19 protein-coding genes are annotated in these 21,480 nt (G+C 51.5%); 1 reads left to right on the top strand and 18 read right to left on the bottom strand.

Features of this window, described 5'->3' with window-relative positions; all coding sequences use genetic code 11:
- Positions 1–46: 46 nt before the first annotated feature.
- The 11 genes from KDM87_RS04450 to KDM87_RS04400 form a co-directional block, all read right to left on the bottom strand.
- Entirely contained in the window at positions 47–1,573 is a 1,527-nt protein-coding gene (locus KDM87_RS04450; RefSeq protein ID WP_212677983.1) for a 3-hydroxyacyl-CoA dehydrogenase, read from the bottom strand.
- A gap of 221 nt (positions 1,574–1,794) precedes the next feature.
- Positions 1,795–2,136 carry a cell division protein FtsB gene (gene ftsB / locus KDM87_RS04445; RefSeq protein ID WP_212677982.1) on the bottom strand — a complete coding sequence of 114 codons (342 nt, stop codon included), beginning with the start codon at positions 2,134–2,136 and terminating at the stop codon, positions 1,795–1,797.
- Positions 2,137–2,208: 72 nt separating this feature from the next.
- A complete protein-coding gene (gene eno, locus KDM87_RS04440; protein WP_212677981.1) occupies positions 2,209–3,492 on the bottom strand; it encodes a phosphopyruvate hydratase in 1,284 nt (427 codons plus the stop codon).
- A 197-nt stretch (positions 3,493–3,689) separates the two neighbouring features.
- Positions 3,690–4,544 (bottom strand): 3-deoxy-8-phosphooctulonate synthase, encoded by an 855-nt coding sequence (kdsA, locus tag KDM87_RS04435; protein ID WP_212677980.1) that lies wholly within the window; start codon positions 4,542–4,544, stop codon positions 3,690–3,692.
- A 2-nt stretch (positions 4,545–4,546) separates the two neighbouring features.
- The gene (locus tag KDM87_RS04430) at positions 4,547–6,184 is read right to left on the bottom strand and encodes a CTP synthase (RefSeq protein WP_212677979.1); all 1,638 of its coding nucleotides are present in this window, start codon (positions 6,182–6,184) and stop codon (positions 4,547–4,549) included.
- A gap of 99 nt (positions 6,185–6,283) precedes the next feature.
- A complete protein-coding gene (locus KDM87_RS04425; RefSeq protein WP_212677978.1) occupies positions 6,284–7,234 on the bottom strand; it encodes a lipid A deacylase LpxR family protein in 951 nt (316 codons plus the stop codon).
- Positions 7,235–7,236: 2 nt separating this feature from the next.
- Positions 7,237–8,091, bottom strand: coding sequence for an alpha/beta hydrolase (locus KDM87_RS04420; RefSeq protein WP_230407598.1), 855 nt, complete (start codon positions 8,089–8,091; stop codon positions 7,237–7,239).
- The gene (locus KDM87_RS04415) at positions 8,066–10,483 is read right to left on the bottom strand and encodes a DNA internalization-related competence protein ComEC/Rec2 (protein WP_212677977.1); all 2,418 of its coding nucleotides are present in this window, start codon (positions 10,481–10,483) and stop codon (positions 8,066–8,068) included. The genes KDM87_RS04420 and KDM87_RS04415 overlap by 26 nt, the downstream gene beginning before the upstream one ends.
- A gap of 1 nt (position 10,484) precedes the next feature.
- Positions 10,485–11,327 (bottom strand): TatD family hydrolase, encoded by an 843-nt coding sequence (locus KDM87_RS04410; protein WP_212677976.1) that lies wholly within the window; start codon positions 11,325–11,327, stop codon positions 10,485–10,487.
- A gap of 72 nt (positions 11,328–11,399) precedes the next feature.
- Positions 11,400–11,894 carry a ribonuclease E activity regulator RraA gene (rraA, locus tag KDM87_RS04405; RefSeq protein WP_212677975.1) on the bottom strand — a complete coding sequence of 165 codons (495 nt, stop codon included), beginning with the start codon at positions 11,892–11,894 and terminating at the stop codon, positions 11,400–11,402.
- 66 nt (positions 11,895–11,960) lie between these two features.
- Positions 11,961–13,205, bottom strand: a complete 1,245-nt coding sequence (locus KDM87_RS04400; protein ID WP_212677974.1) for an MFS transporter — start codon at positions 13,203–13,205, stop codon at positions 11,961–11,963.
- Between the two features lie 105 nt (positions 13,206–13,310).
- On the opposite strand from KDM87_RS04400, the gene KDM87_RS04395 reads away from it, so the two are divergent.
- Positions 13,311–14,114 carry an AraC family transcriptional regulator gene (locus KDM87_RS04395; protein WP_212677973.1) on the top strand — a complete coding sequence of 268 codons (804 nt, stop codon included), beginning with the start codon at positions 13,311–13,313 and terminating at the stop codon, positions 14,112–14,114.
- A gap of 66 nt (positions 14,115–14,180) precedes the next feature.
- Here KDM87_RS04395 and clpB read toward each other — a convergent pair whose 3' ends face one another.
- The 7 genes from clpB to KDM87_RS04360 form a co-directional block, all read right to left on the bottom strand.
- Positions 14,181–16,769, bottom strand: coding sequence for an ATP-dependent chaperone ClpB (gene clpB / locus KDM87_RS04390; RefSeq protein WP_212677972.1), 2,589 nt, complete (start codon positions 16,767–16,769; stop codon positions 14,181–14,183).
- A gap of 265 nt (positions 16,770–17,034) precedes the next feature.
- Positions 17,035–18,003, bottom strand: a complete 969-nt coding sequence (pip, locus tag KDM87_RS04385) for a prolyl aminopeptidase (protein WP_212677971.1) — start codon at positions 18,001–18,003, stop codon at positions 17,035–17,037.
- A 221-nt stretch (positions 18,004–18,224) separates the two neighbouring features.
- On the bottom strand, positions 18,225–18,599 hold the full coding sequence (gene crcB / locus KDM87_RS04380; RefSeq protein ID WP_212678654.1) for a fluoride efflux transporter CrcB: 375 nt from the start codon (positions 18,597–18,599) through the stop codon (positions 18,225–18,227).
- Positions 18,600–18,604: 5 nt separating this feature from the next.
- Entirely contained in the window at positions 18,605–19,108 is a 504-nt protein-coding gene (gene moaE, locus KDM87_RS04375) for a molybdopterin synthase catalytic subunit MoaE (protein WP_212677970.1), read from the bottom strand.
- A 3-nt stretch (positions 19,109–19,111) separates the two neighbouring features.
- Positions 19,112–19,369 carry a molybdopterin converting factor subunit 1 gene (gene moaD / locus KDM87_RS04370; RefSeq protein ID WP_212677969.1) on the bottom strand — a complete coding sequence of 86 codons (258 nt, stop codon included), beginning with the start codon at positions 19,367–19,369 and terminating at the stop codon, positions 19,112–19,114.
- Positions 19,370–19,399: 30 nt separating this feature from the next.
- On the bottom strand, positions 19,400–20,605 hold the full coding sequence (locus KDM87_RS04365; RefSeq protein WP_230407597.1) for a molybdopterin molybdotransferase MoeA: 1,206 nt from the start codon (positions 20,603–20,605) through the stop codon (positions 19,400–19,402).
- Between the two features lie 97 nt (positions 20,606–20,702).
- Positions 20,703–21,248, bottom strand: coding sequence for an outer membrane lipoprotein (locus tag KDM87_RS04360; protein WP_230407596.1), 546 nt, complete (start codon positions 21,246–21,248; stop codon positions 20,703–20,705).
- Positions 21,249–21,480: the final 232 nt, after the last annotated feature.

Raw genomic sequence — 21,480 nt, 5'->3', positions numbered from 1 at the left:
TCTTGAAATTTGTTTTCCATGCATCGGGCTACCGTAACGGAATCACTTAATTGAGCGGAATTCCTTCTGACGGTGATACATGCAACAACGATAAACCCAGTTGCGCCCGGCGCACCAGCCACGGACTGGGGCGATAACGGGGATCACCTGTGCTGTTCAACAAATTTCTTAGTATCAATAGTATACGTAAAGCACCCAGTTTGTCGCCCCACGCGAGCGGCCCGAGTGGATAAGCGAGGCCAGCGACGACCGCTTTATCGAGATCCTGCGGCGTACAAATGCCCTGCTGCACAATATCGCAGGCGACATTGACGATGCTTGCCAGCATACGCTGCACGACAAAGCCGTAGCTATCTTGTATCAGGCTGACAGACTGCCCGTATTTGCCTAAACTCAGCGCCAGACCTTGTGCCAGCGCCGGATCAGATGCAGGATTCAACATCAGGGTTAGGTGACCGTGAGCACCGGTCAGACAATCGATTCCAAAGGTGCGGCGAGCGTCGAGACCCAGTCGCGCAACGCAGGTGCTGACGTCTCCACCATCGGGGCTGACGATGCAAATTGATTCTGGTAATGGCGTCAGACTCTCATCGATCACGAGATCACAACGGACAAATAAATCTGTCAGGGCATCGGATGCCAGCCTGTTTTCATGACTGAGCCAGACCTTACCTGTCCAGGCCGCGCTATCAGGCAGGCGCGGCACGACAGGCTCTGCCGGATACGTGTAAAACCCGCGCCCTGTCTTGCGCCCTAGTATGCCGGCCTGCACGCGTTGTGCGGCAATCACGCTGGGGCGATAGCGTGGTTCTTCATAATATTGGTGATAGATCGCTTCCATCACCGGATGCGAGACATCGAGGCCAGTCAGATCCATCAATTCAAACGGGCCCAGCCTGAATCCGGCTGCTTCGCGCATGATCTGGTCGATCTGTGAAAAGTCAGCGACGTTTTCCTGCAGCAAGCACAACGCCTCCGTCACGTAAGCGCGCCCGGCATGATTCACGATAAAGCCGGGGGTATCTTTTGCCCGCACGGGAGTATGACCAAGTTCGCCGACAAAATTCATCAGCCGTGGCGCAATCGTTGCATCGGTCAGCAAACCGTCAATGACTTCAACCACTTTCATCAGCGGCACGGGATTAAAAAAATGCAGACCCGCCACGCGTTGTGGCAGCTTGCCAGACGCAGCAATCGCCGTCACAGAAAGAGAAGAGGTATTCGTCGCCAGTATGCAATCGTCACGGACAATCTGATCAAGCTGGCGGAACAGGTCGCGTTTGATGTCAAGATTTTCGACGATGGCTTCGATCACCAGATCGCTGGCAGCCAGCGCCTGCAACTCATCGACGATATGGAGTTTTGTTTTAGCGACAGCACATTGATGAGGGGTGATTTTTTCTTTTTGCTGCAGCTTATCCCACTGCGCAAAAATATCAGCCCGGGCTTTCTCTAAGACCGCCGCATTGGTGTCGAATAACAATACCTGCAAGCCAGCCTGAGCACTGATCTGCGCAATGCCGCGCCCCATCGCACCAGCACCAACGACAGCGACTACTCTTATCATATTCACGACTCCTGCATCATTAGACTCAAGCTGTTTGCCCGTTTGCATCATGCAGAATTCAGGCAAGCAGAAAGACTGACATCATTGGATATTTTTTAACTGTTTTCTTATGATAACGCGAGACGTGGCAACTTCACGTTGATCAAGCAAAGAAAAAACGAAGAAACAAAAACAGAAAAAAAATGGCAACAACATCGGCGTTGCATCAGCGTCACATCGGGGATGGATCAGTGATTAATCGCGGCTTGCGACTTTTCGGCGGGAGAGGTGCTGGAGATAGAAGCAGGAGATGGCGCATTTTTATCCAGAATCTGCACAAAAATCTCATCTTTTTTGATCATACCTAATTCAAAGCGGGCGCGCTCTTCGACAGAGTCGGTACCGGTTTTCAGATCGGCGACTTCCGATTCCAGTTTGGCATTACGTTCTTTGAGTTTTTCATTCTGACTTTGCGCCTGAGCGACCTGACGTTCAAATTCCCACACGCGCAACCAGCCGCCCTTCCCCAACCACAAAGGATATTGGATCAGCGCCAGCAAAATAACGAAGGAAACAGCAATCAGTCGCACAAAAACTCACATCAGAATAAAAATAGTAAAAAGGGGAACAGCGTTCCCCTTTTTTTGCACCATGTTACCAGATCACTTCAGATTGTAGAATGCATCACGACCTGGATAGCTCGCAATTTCACCCAAATCTTCTTCAATACGCAGTAACTGGTTGTATTTTGCCATGCGATCAGAACGCGACATAGAGCCGGTTTTGATCTGCAACGCATTCATACCGACCGCGATATCAGCAATCGTGCTGTCTTCTGTTTCACCGGAACGATGAGAAATCACAGCGGTATAACCAGCACGTTTCGCCATTTCAATCGCAGCGAAAGTTTCTGTCAGCGTACCGATCTGGTTGATTTTGATCAGGATAGAATTGGCGATATTTTTCTGTATGCCTTCTTTCAGGATCTTGGTGTTCGTGACGAACAGATCATCACCGACCAACTGTACTTTTTTGCCCAGTTTTTCAGTCAGGATTGCCCAACCTTCCCAATCGCCTTCTGCCATCGCATCTTCAATCGAGATGATAGGATATTTGTCAACCCAGGTCGCCAGCAGATTAGTGAAATCAGTGGAAGACAAAGTCAGGCCTTCACCTTCGAGGTGATATTTACCATCTTTGTAAAATTCAGATGCAGCGCAATCCAGACCCAGAGCGATCTGTGTACCTGGCTCGTAACCTGCCGCTTCAATCGCCTGAATGATCATTTTGATCGCAGACTCATGATTATCCACGGAAGGCGCAAAACCACCTTCATCACCAACGGCCGTTGTCAGACCTTTGTCGTGCAGAATTTTTTTCAGAGCGTGGAATACTTCCGCACCATAGCGAATCGCTTCGCGGAAAGTTGGCGCGCCAACCGGGATAATCATGAATTCCTGAATATCCAGATTATTGTCTGCGTGCGCACCACCGTTGATCACGTTCATCATAGGTACAGGCAATTGCATTGCACCTGAACCGCCGAAATAACGATACAAAGGCAAACCAGCTTCTTCTGCCGCGGCTTTTGCCACCGCCATCGATACCGCCAGAATCGCATTGGCGCCAAGACGGCCTTTGTTTTCTGTACCATCGAGATCGATCAATGTGCGGTCAAGAAAAGCTTGCTCGTTTGCATCCAGACCCATGATCGCTTCAGCGATTTCAGTATTGATGTGTTCGCAGGCTTTCAACACGCCCTTACCGAGGTAACGGGATTTGTCGCCATCGCGCAATTCAATCGCTTCGCGCGAACCTGTCGAGGCACCGGATGGCACTGCAGCACGTCCCATCACGCCGGATTCCAGCAAAACATCACATTCAACTGTTGGGTTACCGCGTGAATCGATCACCTCACGGCCGATAATATCAACGATGGCACTCATTTAATTCTCCTCAACGATCAATATAGATAACAAAGTAAAACCTGTTCTGACTCCGCACACAGCAAAAAACTAAGCTGCAGATAAAACGATCGCGACGCCCCACTCATCACAGAGCCGGACATCGCGGAGAAAACGTCGCTTTATCTTTCGCCGCTTGCCATTGACTGACAACAGCGGCGCATCATGCAGATGTCAATTTATGCGAAGCTGGATTCGAGGAATCCGTTCTTTTTAACCACACGATCCAGATCAATCAGCGTGGATAATAATTCTTTCATGCGTCCCAAAGGTACTGCATTCGGGCCATCAGACATTGCCACCGCCGGATTCGGATGTGTTTCCATGAACAAGCCAGCCACACCAACCGCAACCGCTGCACGCGCCAGTACAGGCACGAACTCACGCTGCCCACCGGACGTTGTACCTTGCCCACCGGGTAATTGCACAGAATGCGTTGCATCGAAAACGACCGGGCAATTGGTTTCACGCATAATCGCCAGCGAGCGCATGTCTGACACCAGATTGTTGTAGCCGAACGAAGCACCGCGTTCGCACGCCATGAAATTATCTTCATTCAGGCCAGCCGCTTTCGCTGCCGCGCGCGCTTTGGCAATCACGTTGACCATATCATGCGGTGCCAGAAACTGGCCCTTCTTGATATTCACAGGCTTACCGGAACGACCGCAAGCTTCGATAAAGTCTGTCTGGCGACACAGAAAAGCAGGCGTTTGCAGCACATCGACCACCGCTGCAACCGGGGTGATTTCATCAATCGCATGTATGTCCGTCAGCACTGGAACGCCGATTTGCTTTTTAACTTCAGCCAGAATGTCCAGACCTTTTTCCATGCCGAGGCCGCGGAAAGAAGTGCCGGAGGAACGATTCGCTTTATCAAAAGAGGATTTGTAGATAAACGGAATCCCCAACGCCTGCGTGATCTCTTTCAACTGACCGGCAGTATCAAACGCCATTTGCTGAGATTCAATCACGCAAGGACCTGCGATCAAAAAGAATGGCTGGTCGAGACCAACATCAAATCCGCATAATTTCATGCTTATTTTCCTTGAGCCTTTTTATGGGCAAGTGCAGCTTTGGCGAAAGAAATGAACAATGGGTGACCATCGCGTGGCGTTGATTTGAACTCTGGATGGTATTGCACGCCCATGTACCAAGGATGTACATCACGTGGCAATTCCATGATCTCGCACAGGCCTTCTGTCGCCGTACGGGAAGAGACCACCAGACCAGCCGCTTCAACGCGATCAAGGTAATGGTTATTCGCTTCGTAGCGATGACGGTGACGCTCAGTCACTGAGTTACCGTAGATTTCAGCCGCCAGCGTACCAGGTTTAATGTCGCAAGTCTGCGCACCGAGACGCATGGTACCGCCGAGATCCGAATTTTCATCGCGGCTCTCAACTTTGCCATCATGGTTCTGCCATTCATTGATCAGGGCAACCACTGGCTGTTCTGTCTCAGGATCAAACTCTGTGGAATTTGCCAGCGTCAGACCAGCTTTATTGCGGGCATATTCAATCAGTGCGACCTGCATACCGAGGCAGATGCCGAGGTAAGGAATTTTGTTTTCACGGGCATAACGTGCGGCAAGAATCTTACCTTCGACACCGCGTTTACCGAATCCGCCTGGTACCAGAATCGCATCATATTTTTCCAGCGCTTTAGTACCATGTGCTTCGATTTCTTCGGAATCCACGTATTCGATATTCACGCGGCTTTCGGTATGAATACCGGCGTGACGCAAGGCTTCTGTCAATGATTTGTATGACTCTGTCAGATCGACATACTTACCAACCATGCCAATCGTAACTTCTTCTTTTGGATTTTCCAGTGCATAGATCAGTTTGTCCCACATGGACAAATCTGCTGGTTTCGGTGACAAAGCCAGTTTGTCGCAGACGATTTTATCCAACCCCTGATCGTGCAACATCTGAGGAATTTTGTAGATGGTGTCGGCATCCCATACCGAAATCACAGCATCTTCAGCCACGTTGGCGAACAAAGAAATTTTTGCCCGTTCATCATCAGGAATACGACGGTCAGCGCGGCACAACAAGGCATCAGGGAAGATACCGATTTCACGCAACTTTTGCACACTGTGCTGAGTCGGTTTAGTTTTCAATTCACCGGCAGCAGCAACATAAGGCACCAGCGTCAGGTGTACGAAGGCAGCAGCATTACGCCCTGCGCGCAGACTCAACTGACGTGCGGCTTCGAGGAATGGCAATGATTCGATATCGCCGACAGTACCGCCAATTTCAACCAGCGCCACATCTGCGCCTTCAGCACCACGGTGAATAAATTCCTGAATTTCATTGGTGATATGCGGAATCACTTGCACGGTCTTACCGAGATATTCGCCGCGACGTTCCTTGCGGATCACGGATTCATAAATCTGACCAGTCGTGAAGTTGTTTACTTTCTTCATTTTTGAAGAAATAAAACGCTCATAGTGTCCCAGATCCAGATCAGTTTCAGCACCGTCGTCGGTAACGAATACTTCACCGTGCTGGAATGGACTCATGGTACCCGGATCAACGTTAATGTACGGATCCAGTTTGAGCATGGTAACTTTGAGACCGCGCGATTCAAGGATGGCGGCGAGAGAGGCGGCAGCGATGCCTTTACCCAATGAGGAGACTACGCCCCCCGTAACGAATACAAACTTAGTCATTGCAGAAGGTGCCGAACGGCACAAGCGGGAAATTCGAATTATACATCACTCTCGGACATGTAAGCGAATTCCCCCTTTGCACTGACAACTTATTTTGTCTTACATTGCATAGGAAAATTGCAATCTGACAAAATTCTGCGCACCAGTTGCGTCTGATATTTCCTTGATTTCATTGGCTCTGCGCAACAGGGATGCACTGACCGCATATTTGTCCGCCTGCCATAGATAACCAAGCTCTATTTCACCACCGGATCGTTTCGGCGTCAGTTTGCCCGGCTCGTTATTGAAATAGCCTCCTTGTATCGTCGCGTTATAGCCCACAACTTTTGCCTCTGCTCTGGCAAACGCATAACTTGCGGGCTGGTGCGGCAAACGATTTAAAGTGCCGGCACGCAACTCCAGTTGCGCGCTGGCATCCGTAAATATATTGCCGAAACGTGCTTTGAAACGTGGCGAAATATCCACTCCCTCAAACGGCAATAAACGTCCCGGAGACATTTCCCCACCCAAAACCAGACCCCACTCGTTACGCAGTTGGGTGCTCCATGCTTGAGGCTGCGCCTGCTGCAAAATACGATGCAGATGATTTTGCGTCCACTCACCGCCAGCGCAAGGTCCCAGACATCCGACATCCACACTCCAGCGCCAGCTACGTCCTGTCATTTGTGTTTTCTGACCGAACACGCCGGCATATAACCAGCCAGCATAGGGATGATCATTTCGCGCCAGCTGCGACGGCAATAATTTAATGTCGGACGATGTATATAAATCCTGCCCAACACGCCATCCGTACTCGGTTGATTGTTCGGCAGTCTGACGGACAAAGCTTTGCTGCAAATGATTACCGGCGGTATAGAAACGATCATCCTTATTCATCAACAAACTATCGTTCTCAATTTCCAGTTGCCATATGGCCTTTCCAGATTCCCTGACCTGAACAAACTCAGACCAGGATGGCAAGATAAGGTTGTCATCGGCAACAGCGAAACGGCACAGACCCAACATCGTCAGCGCCGATAAAGATAAAACTAATTTTTTTGATCTCATCATTTTTATTTCGGATATAAATTTAATTCAGTCAGCATCTGCCTGACTGCAGCCGCAGTTTGCAAGGGGACTTCCATCGGAATCAGGTGCCCGCCCTGTATCAGCGTGTAGTGCTTACCCATCAGTTTTTTCGTGTAGAAATCTCCCGCCTGACGACACTCAACAGACTCAGTTCCACCGACAAAACCAATCGGCACCTGCGGTGGATGCCTTAGCAAACGCCCCAGAGTATGCGGCAGCGTCCGGTAGATTGCGGTTTCCACTTCGCGCGTGAATCGCAAAGTTACACCCTCAGGATCAGGCTTCAGTCCTGCGTGTATGTAATCCCACAATACCTCAGGAGGCCAGATCGCGAATAATTCTTTCGCTGCGAAATGCTGGTACGCAGCCTCTTTATCTTTCCAGAGATGTTTGCGTTTTTCAGCGAAACGGGCGGGCGATACTTTTTTATCCAGATTAAACGCTTTAAATATACGTAACAAGAAAGCACGCCAGCCAGCAACGATCGGCGAATCCAGAACAACCACACCCCGCACCAAATCCGGACGTTCAGAGGCAGCAAGCAAACAGAGAATACCACCCAGCGAATGCCCTACCAGCACCACTGGCTGCGTATAGCGTTCAAGCAGAGTGACTATCAATTCCTGCACGAGGCAAGGCCAGCCGTCGGTTACGGGATAAGCGGGGTCATGCCCAACCATATCCGTGGAATGCACATCATAGGCATCGCGCAACTGCTCAAGAAAAAGCCTGTAAGTACCGGAGGGAAAACTGTTCCCGTGAACAAAATGAAGGACTGGCTTAGCGGTTTGTTCCACCATAATGAATACCGCATTATTGTGCGTACCAATAACGCGCATGCTCCTGTCTGAATTGAGAAAACTGCAATGATGTACTGAATTGTAATGTGATTGCACCTGATTCATCGGTTCTTAGACGTTTTATTCCAAAATCAGCGTAACGATTCCAGACTTCCGTTTTAGGATGACGATAACGATTCAGATAGCCCAGCTGAAAAATAGCAAGCTCTGGCCGCACGGCTTGCAGAAACGCAGGCGTGGACGATGTACCGCTGCCGTGATGCGGTGCCAGCAACACATCCGCTCTGAGCTTATCCGGGACACTATTCACCAACTCATCTTCCTGCACCGCCTCAATATCGCCCGGCAGTAACATGGCGTAATTGCTGGTCGACAATTTCAATACACAACTGCGCGCATTCGGCTTCCACTTCATGCTGTCATAGCTCGCGGCAACCGGCTGCAATATCTCAAACGTGACGCCATCCCAGTGCCATACCTGGCCGGATTGACAGCGCCGGTGCTGTCGCGATTCAGCCACAATCGCACTATCCGAACTTAATGAGCTCAGCACCAGACTGACCGACATTTGCTTCAGTATGCTCAGTGCACCGCCCGAATGATCGCTGTCGTTATGCGACACAATCATCGCGTCAAGCGTGTTAATGCCCTGCGCTTTCAGGTAGGGCAAAATAATTCTGCTGCCACTGTCCGAATCGGCAGAATAGGCGGGACCTGTGTCGTACAGCAGACGATGAGCACTGGTTTCAATGAGTAAAGCCATGCCCTGCCCGACATCCAGCGCCGTCACTCTCAGTTGCCCCTCAGCGACCGGCGCAGGCTGAAAAGAAATTAAAGGCAGGCAGCAACATACTCCCAACCAGCGCATAGGCCAGGCTTTTGGCAACAACATCCAGACAACGCCTGCCAGCGCCAGCGCAAACACCCAGAACGGTGGATAAGCCGCAGTCCATACGGCTGCCGGGAAAGCACTCAGCCAGCTCAGAACGGTCGCCAGCATTTGCACAGTCTCATGCGCCAGCGACAACACAAAAGCAGACGCGTCTGCAGGCAACGCACTTCCCAGTAAAGCGAGCGGCGTCACGATAAAACTGATCAAAGGAATCGCGATGGCGTTAGCGAGTGGGCTGATCAGGGAAAACTGCCCGAACAAAAACATCGTCAGAGGAACCAGTCCCACGGTCACTGCATATTGCGTTCGCGTCGCCGTACGCAAAGACGATGTCAATTTCTGCCTCCAGGTTGTAGCGGCACCATCCTCTTTAGCCGCTGCAGCAAATAAAATCACCGCGACCGCACCAAAAGAAAGCCAGAACCCGGGCGACAACACGGCCCACGGATCAAGTACTACAACCAGTCCCAGTGCCAGACACAACACCGATGAAAAACTCGTCATCCTACCATTCCAGACAGCGAGCGCAACGACGCACAACATGTATAAGGTGCGCTGGGCAGGCACTCCAAATCCCGCTAATGCCACATACAAAAACGCAATAAGCGCTCCGGCAAGCGCTGCTATTTTTTGTGCAGGCACCAACAACGGCAGCGACAAATTGAGGAAAAATGAATGTCGCCAGAGAAAAGAAACCAGCCCGGCAAACAAACCGGCGATCATTGTGATGTGTAATCCTGAGATACTTATTAAGTGACCTATTCCCACGCGATTGAACACTGTCCAGTCCGATTGCGAAATTTCGCGCTGGTCGCCAATCACCAGCGCAATAATCACTCCCGCGTAGGTTTTCCCTGGCAACGCAGCATGAATACGATCGCGCAGAATGCCACGACAACGTTCAACGACATTAGAAATACTCCAGACAAATTCTTGCAGACGTTGATTCGGATAAGCGGCCGAAGCAGGCCTGATGGTTCCCGTTGCACGTATCCCCTGCTCCAGCAACCAGACTTCGTAATCAAAACCATGCTGATTCGCAGAACCATGGGGACGTTTTAAACGTAAATTGAATTGCCAGCGTTCACCCGGCTGCACATGCAAATCTTCCGTGCCTTGATACGCCGACAAAGCGAGTTTTTCAGGAAAATACTGCCGTTCATCAATCGATAAATCGGGACTGATGACGCGCTCCACAGCAAAATTAAAACGTTCACCCTGATCAAAATAAGCGGGCAGACTATCTATCGTTCCCACCACAACCAGATCTTTGCCTTCGTACTTTGTCGGCAAAGATGTCGTCAGATAAAAATGGGCAAACAGACTAGCCCAGACAAAACCGACAATGCCAGCAAACAGCATCTGCCACAGCAGTTTTACGACACCATGCAGCCTCTGATATAAAGAAAAACGATAGCCTGCCAACATCAGCAAGACTGCAGCAAACAACATCAGGAAAAGAAAATGCACCTCCGGCAAGGCAGCCTGCTGCTGCAACAAAGTGACACCGATCGCCAGGCCGATGCAAAGTGCCTGCATATCAGACTCTGCGCATGCGCGGCAGCACCGCCTGTGCGTTGGCGGTCGTTACCACGCCGATGTCGGCCGGGGTCACGGCGCGCAACCCGGCAAGCACCGCAGCGATGGCGGGCAACTCAGCGGGGGTATTGATCGTGTGCGGAATCCAGCTGGGCGACATATCCGGAGCATCTGTTTCCAACACCAGTGAAGTCAGAGGCAACTCTGTCGCCAGCCGCCGGATTTGCAAGGCACGCGTATAGGTCATCGCGCCGCCGAATCCCAGTTTAAAACCAAGATCGATATAGGTCTGCGCCTGCTGATGGCTGCCGTTAAACGCATGAGCAATGCCACCCGGCACGCGGATACGCCGTAGATACTTGAGTACCGTATCCTGCGAACGTCGCACATGCAGCAGTACCGGAAGTTCAAACTCACGCGCAATTTTCAGTTGTTCACTAAAAAAAAATTCCTGCTTTTCCCGCAAAGGCATTTCTTTCAATGCAGGGACAAAAAAATCGAGACCGATTTCCCCGATGGCGACAAAGCGATTTCCTGGTGCGTGTTTCGGCTGACCCGTCCCCTCATCCTGCGTCTGATCCTGACTCATCAGTGTCGCGACTTTTTCACGCAGCCACAAAAGATCTTTCTCATCGGACGTCGGCACATACATAGGATGAATACCGAGCGCGTAAAAACAGTCCTCACGTTGTTGCGATAAAGCTTCAACGGCTGCGAAATTATTTTTATGCACGGCAGGAATCACGATTGCAGACACACCTGATTTCGCCGCCCTCTCCGCCAGAGCAAGGGATGCCCCTGCAAATTCGGAGGCATCAAGATGGCAGTGCGTGTCTATCCACATGCAGATAACTTTCCTTGAGTTTTTGCTTTGAGTTTTTACTCTGAGTTTTGACGGTATATCAGCGTTTGCAGGTCAGTGTAATTGTTGTCTGGCAACCAGCACGCCGTCTGCATCGGCATAAATCCAGTCACCCGGAGAAACCGCAACACCAGCAATAGTAATGCGCAGATTCTGCTCGCCGCCGCCCCGTTTAATGCTTTTGACAGGCATTGCAGCCAACGCGCGAACCCCGATGTTACACGCGTTGATTTCGTCGACATCGCGAATGCAACCATGAACGACGATACCGGCCCAGCCATTTTTCTCTGCCAGTACGGCCAGATTACCGCCCACCAAAGCACAACGCAGACTACCACCGCCATCAATCACGAGTACATGACCATTGCCCGGCGTCTCCAGCACGGTGCGCACCATGCCATTATCTTCAAACGCTTTCAGCGTCGTGGCGGGTCCGCTGAATTTTGTCTGCGCACCATAACTCTGAAATACCGGTGGCAGTGCCGCCAGCTCTCCGCTGACCAGTTTATCTTCGTTCGCATCACAGATGTCGCAGCTTGCAAAGCTCATGAGTCGTCCTCTTTCTTATGATTCAGGTCTGCCAAAAGTGGCAGGCCAACTCATTTTAGCCTGAGACTATACAGCAGCCAATGCCCGGGTACGACCACCGACATTGACTGCAGTCAGTATCGTCAGCACCTGAAATACACCAACACAGATAAATACCCATGAAGAATGACGGCCATCCATGATGGCACCAAACAGTAACGGTGCGACCGCCAGCCCTGAATCGAGACCGGAATACACAATGCCATACACACGACCAGTCGCATTTTTCGGCGTTGCAGAGCGAATCAACAAATCACGGGATGGTCCGGCGATGCCAGAACCAAAGCCGATTCCCGCCATCAGCACAATCGCCATCGGCGTATTCGACCAACCGGTTGCCAGCAACAGTGAAAACACACCGGCCAGACTGAAAGCAAGCGTAATAATTCTGTCGTGGTGACTGGCTCTGGCCGCAAGAAAGCCGCCCAGCAACATACCGCATGCCGACGCCAGCATGAACATGGTGTAAGCCGTGGTTGCCGCATTTAAGGACATGCCGTACAAATCACGCAAACCCGCGGCAGAAAAACTTTGTATGCCGCCCAGCGCCATGGCTGACATAAAAAAGAAACCGAAGCACATCCAGATTGCGGGAAGTTTCAGGAAATCGAGCACACCCTCTTTCGCATGGGCACTGGCATGTGGATGTGTGGCGGGAACAATGTCGGTATGCAATAAATCGCGATAAATGAACAATAACGTCAGCACCATGAAAGGCAGAAACGCCGCACAAAATAAGGCTGTGCGCCAGGTCGTAAATTGGGCAATCGTGACCAGAAACACAGGCGCAGCAGCCCAGCCCAGATTACCGCTGATGCCATGCACAGAAAACGCATATCCCAGCCGTGCCGGTGACACCCGTTTATTCAGCAAAGTATAGTCAGAAGGATGGAACACACTGTTACCAACACCGGCCAGCATCGCCCCCATCAGCAACATCGCATAATTTTGTGCCGATGACAGCACCAGCGCAGCAAATCCCAGGCAACTGATACCAAAAAATAAGACCGTACGCGCACCGAGTTTATCGACCACAAATCCGGACAAAGCCTGCCCTATACCTGAGATAACAAAGAACACCGTCATCAACAATCCCAGTTCGGCATACGACAAACTGAAAGCTTCTTTAATCCAGGGGAACAAAGGCGCCAGAATCATGTGGAAGAAATGTGAAATCGCATGGGCAAATCCCACCAGACCTATCACCATCGCATCTTGTTTTACCTGAGTAGGCGGCACTGGTGAGCCGGGCACAATTTCTGCTGCAGACATAAAAACTCCGGAATTTGAAGAAAACAGCATCAGTCTAAGGAATTTCTATCAGGCAGATTTAAGATAACATGACATTATTTATCTCAAAACTGCCATATTTTAATTATGCGTACTCGCCAACTGACGCGCTATCAACCACATCCGCCGGAAAGACATCCGACACCAATGCGTCCGATACGGCTCAATTCCAGGGATATGAAACATGCCAGAAATCTGGAAGCACATCAGCACGCATGGGGACAACTCACCTATACCCCTCAAGGAATGCTGCAGGTACTTGCTGATGGCAATATCTGGTTTGTACCACCAATGCGTGCAGTATGGATCCCACCAGACATGGTGCATGAAGTACGCACCCTCGCAAATTCGCAGTTACGCGTGCTACAAATACACAAGGATTTCAATCCATTTCCCACCGACAGTTGCGTAATCATCGACGTATCTGGCCTGTTACGCGAGCTGATCGCGGCAATGGCACAATTTGAGCGGGGATGCAGTCGTGAAACCCACCTGTTTGAAGTGATCTTTGACGAATTGCGGGCAGCCAGACCGCTGCCCATTCACTTACCAATGCCTCAAGACAAAAGGCTCAAAAACCTGTGCGAACGTCTGCTCAGCAACCCTGCCAATCAGGAAAGTCTGGATCTGTTGGCAAAACATAGTGGCGCATCAGCGCGAACTCTGAGCCGTTTATTTCACAAAGAGCTAAGCATGAGTTTCAGTCACTGGCGTCAGCAAATGCGTCTTGCGATGGCAACACCGCTCATCGCATCAGGCATGCCATTATCACAAGTTGCAACAGAGCTCGGCTATACCAGCCAGTCTGCTTTTTCTGCGATGTTCAAAAAAACGCTGGGTACAACTCCAACTCTGTTCTTTGATAGAAAACCGCTTAGCAGAAAAAAATAACAACCCAATTCAGTCAAAAAAAAGGCGGTGCATTTGCACCGCCGTAACTTGCTCCCGGCTATTTAATCACACTTTACCGAAAACAAGTTCACCATCTTTCGCATCAATAGAAATAAGGTCTTTCGGCCCGAATTTTCCTTGCAAAATTTGCTTAGACAAAACATTTTCGATTTCCTGCTGTATCGCACGTTTCAAAGGACGCGCGCCATACACAGGATCGAAACCGGCTTCGGCAATCTTCAGCAAGGCTGCATCACTGACTTGCAAGCCCATCTCCATTTGCGACAAACGTTGCTCCAGCGTTTTGAGCTGTATCTTCGCAATCGCACCGATGTTTTTGGCGTCCAGCGCATGGAATACCACGATCTCATCAATACGGTTGATGAATTCAGGCCGGAAATGGGTTTTGACTTCGCCCATCACTGCCATTTTCACTACCTCAGGGTCGCTGCCTTCCATCGCCTGTATCTGATGCGAGCCCAGATTCGATGTCATCACGATCACGGTGTTTTTAAAGTCCACAGTACGGCCTTGTCCGTCGGTCATACGACCATCGTCCAGCACCTGCAACAAGACGTTAAACACATCGTGATGCGCCTTTTCCACCTCATCAAGCAAGATCACGCTGTACGGTTTGCGGCGCACCGCTTCGGTCAGATAACCGCCCTCTTCATAGCCAACATAACCCGGTGGTGCGCCGATCAGACGAGCCACGCTGTGTTTTTCCATGAACTCACTCATATCGATACGAATCAATGACTCTTCAGTATCGAACATGAAATTAGCCAACGCTTTACACAGCTCTGTTTTACCAACACCGGTCGGCCCAAGGAACAGGAAAGAACCGTACGGACGGCCAGGATCCCCCAGACCGGCACGCGAACGGCGGATCGCATCGGAAACGGCAACGATCGCCTCGTGCTGACCAACTACGCGTTCATGCAACGCATCTTCCATGTGCAGCAATTTTTCGCGCTCGCCCTGCATCATGCGGGAAACCGGGATACCGGTAGCACGTGACACGATTTCTGCAATTTCTTCGGCACCCACCTGCGTGCGCAACAGCTTGTTTTTAGGCACATCGTCCTGTCCTGCATTCGCAGCATCAGCTTGTTTCAGCTGCGCTTCCAGCTCAGGCAAACGTCCGTACTGCAATTCAGACATGGTTTGCCAGTCACCCTTGCGTTTGGCCTCATCCATCTGCACGCGGATTTTCTCTATCTCTTCCTTGATGTGCGTACTGCCCTGCACCATCGATTTTTCTGCCTTCCAGACTTCCTCCAGATCAGCATATTCGCGTGACAGTTTGTCGATTTCTTCCTCGATCAGCGCGAGACGTTTATGCGATGCTTCATCCTTCTCACGTTTCACCGCTTCACGTTCGATCTTCAACTGAATCAGGCGGCGGTCCAGCTTATCCATTACCTCTGGTTTGGAGTCGATCTCGATCTTGATTTTCGATGCAGCTTCATCAATCAGATCAATCGCCTTGTCGGGCAAAAAGCGGTCGGTGATATAGCGATGCGAGAGCTCTGCAGCCGCCACAATTGCCGGATCGGTAATGTCAACGCCATGATGCACTTCGTATTTTTCCTGCAAACCGCGCAGGATCGCGATCGTTGCTTCAACACTGGGTTCATCGACAATAATTTTCTGGAAACGACGTTCCAGCGCGGCATCTTTCTCGATGTATTTGCGGTATTCATCCAATGTGGTCGCACCGACGCAATGCAACTCGCCGCGTGCCAGTGCCGGTTTCAACATATTGCCCGCATCCATCGCACCTTCTGCTTTACCAGCACCAACCATGGTATGCAACTCGTCGATAAAGACGATGGTTTGCCCTTCGTCGAGCGCGATTTCTTTCAGTACTGCTTTCAGGCGCTCTTCAAACTCACCACGGAATTTCGCCCCCGCCAGCAATGCGGCCATGTCCAGCGACAACACGCGTTTCGACTTCAGACTATCCGGTACTTCGCCATTGACGATACGTTGCGCCAAGCCTTCCACAATCGCAGTTTTACCAACGCCTGGTTCACCGATCAGCACTGGATTATTTTTACTGCGGCGTTGCAAAATCTGGATCGCGCGGCGAATTTCATCATCGCGCCCAATCACAGGATCGAGCTTGCCCAGACGTGCCCGCTCGGTCAGATCGAGCGTGTATTTTTTCAGTGCTTCACGCTGCCCTTCAGCATCTTGCGAATTGACGTTACCGCCACCGCGTACCGCTGAAATGGCCGCCTCTAAGGATTTACGGGTCAGGCCGTTTTCACGCGCCAGTTTGCCTGCTTCCGATTTGTCATCGGACAGTGCCAGCAACACCATTTCGCTGGCTAGAAACTCGTCGCCGCGTTTTTGCGATTCTTTGTCAGCCAGATTCAGTAAGCCCGTTAATTCACGGCCGATCTGCACCTGACCATCGTTACCTGTGACTTTCGGCAGGCGTTCGACCGCACTTTTCAGCACATTCACAAGCGCATTGACGTTCACACCTGCGCGTTGCAGCAGTGAACGGCTGCCGCCGTCATCCTGATTGATTAAGGCCAGCAGCACATGTACTGGCTCTATATATTGATTGTCGTTACCGACTGCCTGACTTTGCGCGTCAGCCAGTGCTTCCTGTAACTTGGTAGTGAGTTTATCGAGACGCATTTGCTGCTCCTGTATGATGAATTATCGCTACAATTTGGGACGGCTATGCTGATTTCAAGCATTCTCAACGATACTGCCTGCCTTATTTTTCGGCAAATAAAAATGAGAAATCTATGCCTTGAATTACGCTTTGTTTGCGCCATATCAGGCTTTTCCGGCGGCACTTTCTGGCAGCGCAAATTTCGGCAAGCCAGAAACAATCTGAGCTGTTCAGAAGAACAGCTCAGAGGCAATCGATGAGCGAATACAACTGATCTGGCCGGACTCAGGAAAACCGGCGCTGCGTTTTAAAATCTTCGGTGGCCTGCACCAGCGCAGAGGCAATCCCCGGCTCCATCGCGGCATGACCGGCGTCACCAATCACATGATAAGCGGCTTCCGGCCACGCCCGATGCAGGCGATAAGCGGATACCGGCGGGCAAATCACATCGTAACGGCCTTGCACGATCACGGCCGGCAGATGGCGGATCCTGGCGATATTGCGGATTAAAGCATCGTCTTCCATGAAAGCGCCGTGCAGCATGTAATGCGCTTCCAGGCGACCGATGCCGAGGCTGACCTCATCCGACTCAAAACTCGCAATTGCCTCGGCTTGTGGCTTCAGAAACAGGCAGGAACCTTCATAACGACTCCAGTTACGCGCTGCTTCCATGTAGATCGCAGGATCATCGCAAAACAGGCGTTTCACATACGCCTGCAGCAGATCACCGCGCTCCTCAACAGGAATCGCTTCAGCAAAGCGCTGGTGAATTTCAGGATAAAAATATCCCATGCCGTTGACGAACCAATCGACCTCGGCCTTGGTACACAGGAAAATGCCACGCAGGATAAAGCCGAGGCAGCGTTCAGGATGCGCTTCGCCATACGCCAGTGCCAGCGTGGAACCCCACGAGCCACCAAACACCAGCCATTGCTGTATGCCGAGCATGACACGGATTTTTTCTATATCTTCAATCAGCAACGCTGTGGTGTTGTTGCGATATTCTCCCAGCGGGGTGGATTTACCGGCGCCGCGCTGATCGAACAACACGATGCGGTAATGCGCTGGATCAAAAAAACGACGGTGTGACGGCGAGGTACCGGCACCGGGGCCACCGTGCAGGAACAGCACAGGCTGCCCTTCAGGATTACCGCACTCTTCCCAGTACAGCGTATGTAATTCGTCCACCGCCAGCGTGCCGGTACGGTAGGGTTCAATTTCAGGAAAAACAGTGCGCATGGTGTTGCTTGTCATGATGTCAGCTCAGTCAGATGATGTGGTTTACTGTGATTTACGGAAGAGCAAGGATGTGCAGCACCACCCGGCTCGGCACGGCGACATAGTTGCGACAAGCCCAAAACCAGAAAAAACAGCCTTTTCAGAGCAAAATATACTCCCCCCGAGTATATTTTAAAGCCCTTTGTTTTCGCTGAGAATAAGGCAAAAACAACATATACTCCCCTTTTTTTGCTAATTCAGCCAGCGATGGCACGGTAACTGGCAAAGCCGGCAAAGCAGCACAGAATCGAGCCCAGCAAATGCACGCTGATATGTGCCAGCGCCCAGCCAAACTCGCCCCTTTGCAGCAAGGTCATGGATTCGGCAGAAAACGTGGAAAACGTGGTCAGGCCACCGAGAAAGCCGGTCACCAGAAATAATCGCCACGCCGGGGATAAATCAGGGTAAGCCGTAAAAAAAGCCACTGCCAGCCCGATGATATAACCACCGCCCAGATTCGCGGCCAGCGTTCCCACCGGCAATTGCGTCAGTACACCATTGAGCCACACCCCCAATCCCCAGCGTGCCCACGCTCCTATCGCAGCACCGCTGCCAACTGCGAGCCAGCCCAGCCAGTTCATGCTGACGCTCCGTCAGGTGAGGCGGAATCTGTCGCGGCATTGTTGACAGAAATACCCCATTTGCCGAGCGCCTGATCATCGGCTTCACGCGCATCAACCCAGCGTGCGCCTTCCGGTGTCTGCTCTTTTTTCCAGAACGGTGCCTGCGTTTTCAGATAATCCATGATGAATTCGCAGGCCGCAAATGCTTCGCCTCGGTGTTTCGATGCCGTCACCACGAGCACAATCTGATCGGCAGGCATTAAAGCACCGACGCGGTGAATCACCAGCGTATCGAGCAGCGCCCAGCGCGCATTCGCCTGTGCAACGATGTCGGCTAGCGCTTTTTCCGTCATCACGGGATAATGTTCCAGCTCCATCGCCGACACATTCTGACCATCATTCAGATCACGCACAACGCCGACAAAACTGACGATGGCACCAATCGCGGTATTGTTTTTGCGCAGCTTGGCGACTTCGCTACTCAGATCAAAATCTGCTGTCTGTACGCGCACAGTCATGATTTAACCTCCGGTCACAGGTGGGAAAAATGCCACTTCGCCGCCCTCGCTGATGGGTGTTTCCGCGTCGCACATCACATGTGCAAACGCCATACGCAACGCGCGGTCATCGGCCAGCACTTCCGCCCAGAGGCCACCGCGCGACTGCAGATAAGCGCGCACACCGCCGACGGTAGTGATTTCAGCCGGCAAAGTGAGCGTTTCTTCAGATAAGCCGAGTTTTTCACGAACGCTGGCAAAAAAACGTAATTGAATTTTCATGATGCAATTTTATCGGTAAGGCACAGAAATCTAAAATGATGTAAACGGCAAAAAGCGCACCTGGTCGCCAGCCTGAATGACCTGCCCCGGTGCCACGTCAATCAGGCCATCTCCCCACACGGTGGATGTCAGCACGCCTGAACTCTGATTCGGGAACAAATCCAGCCCACCTTGCGAATTGATGCGGGCACGTAAAAATTCATTACGCCGGTCAGGTTTCGGCCAGTTGAAATCGGCACGCATGACATAAGATTGCGGCGCCACCTGTTCAACACCTTGCATGCGTAACAGAAACGGTCGCACAAACAACAAGAAGGTCACGTAACTCGACACTGGATTTCCCGGCAAGCCAAGGAAAAATGCCTGCCCGACTTCACCAAAGGCGAGCGGTTTACCCGGCTTCACAGCGATCTGCCACATATTCAGACGCCCTTCGGCTTCCACCGCGGGCTTGATGTGATCCTCTTCACCGACGGAAACACCGCCGGAGGTAATAATTAAATCGTGTTCCTGCGCCGCTTGACGCAAGGTGTCGCGTGTCGCCGCCAGTGTATCCGGTACGATGCCGTAGTCGGTAATGTCACAGCCCATGTCCTGCAGCAGGCCAGTCAGCGTGAAACGATTGGAGTTATAGATCGCCCCCGGCTTCAGCGCTTCACCCGGCATCGCCAGTTCATCACCGGTAAAAAATACCGCAACGCGTGGTTTGCGAATGACGGGTAATTGCGCCAGACCAACCGACGCTGCCAGTCCGAGTTCCTGCGCACGCAAGCGGGTTCCCGGCTGCAATATGGTCGCACCAGCGGCGATATCTTCACCCTGACGGCGTATCCATTCGCCTGTTTGCGGTTGATGACGGATCACAACATCGTCACCATCAACCACGCATTGCTCTTGCATGACCACGGCATCGGCTCCGGCTGGGATCATCGCTCCCGTAAAAATTCGGGCGGCCGTTCCGGCTTCCAATGGTGCGCCTATATGTCCGGCCGGAATCCGCTGGGCGACCCGCAGACGGGCTTGGCCGCTGGCACAATCGGCTGCCCGCACCGCGTAGCCGTCCATTTGCGTGTTATCCATCGGTGGCACATGCAACAGTGAGGACTGCGCCTGTGCCAGCACGCGGCCATGCGCATCGATCGTCGGAATGAGATTAGTGTCAGTCAGCGGGCGTACCGCTGACAATAAAAATTTGAGCGCCTGATCGACGCTCAACATAGATTTTTTTTCGGTCATATCAAATGCTCAGGAATGATGAAGTACGTATTCCTGCATTGTATCCCGAAGGCAGCAATGACACACTGCTACCTTCGGGGGATACGACTTCTCGGCATTACTGCATAGGAACGAGCTGACCGTTTTGCGTTGTTACCCGTATCCGATCACCAATACGGTAACCGGCGTGGTTATCGATCAGCATAGTGCGTGTTTCACCGTTAGGAAATTGTACCGTCAGTTCGGTGCGCAGTTTCTGCCCTGCCGAACCGCGCTCCATCTGATTGCCAACGATGCCGCCAGCAATTGCACCACCAATCGTCGCCAAATCATTACCATTGCCCTTGCCGACCTGATGGCCGAGCACACCACCAACCAGCGCACCAACAACGGTTCCGGCACCCGATACATTGCCGTCAACAGCGACATTGCGCATACCGATGATGGTCGCCAGTTCACCGTAATTTTGCTGATTCTGATACTGGTTCTGGTATTGATTCTGATACTGCGGATATGTGTTCGTCTGGCGATCAGGATATTGCCGGGAATGCTGATGCGGATATTGATTCGGATATTGCTGTGGGTAATTTTCGGTATAGCGTTGATTTGCACAGCCGGAAACTGCGGTGATCACTAATGTCGTTACCAGTATTTTAGTTCGCATGTCTGACTCCAAAAAAGATCGCATCTGCTAATAACGCAAAAGCATGCAACATGTTGACAGCAACAGATAAAGAAGATCACAGCCCAAACATAAAAAGAGATCACCAAAAGCAAAACCCCCGGTTACGGTAGGTAACGGGGGGTTAGCAGAATACAAGCCTGACGATAACCTACTTTCACACTGGTTGCAGCACTATCATTGGCGCAGAGTCGTTTCACGGTCCTGTTCGGGA

The sequence above is a fragment of the Cognatundibacterium rivi genome (genome assembly GCF_018139565.1).
Classification (GTDB): Bacteria; Pseudomonadota; Gammaproteobacteria; order Burkholderiales; family Burkholderiaceae_D; genus Undibacterium; species Undibacterium rivi.
Note: the sequence above shows the minus strand (reverse complement) of the source record. Positions and strands in the feature narration are given on the sequence as shown.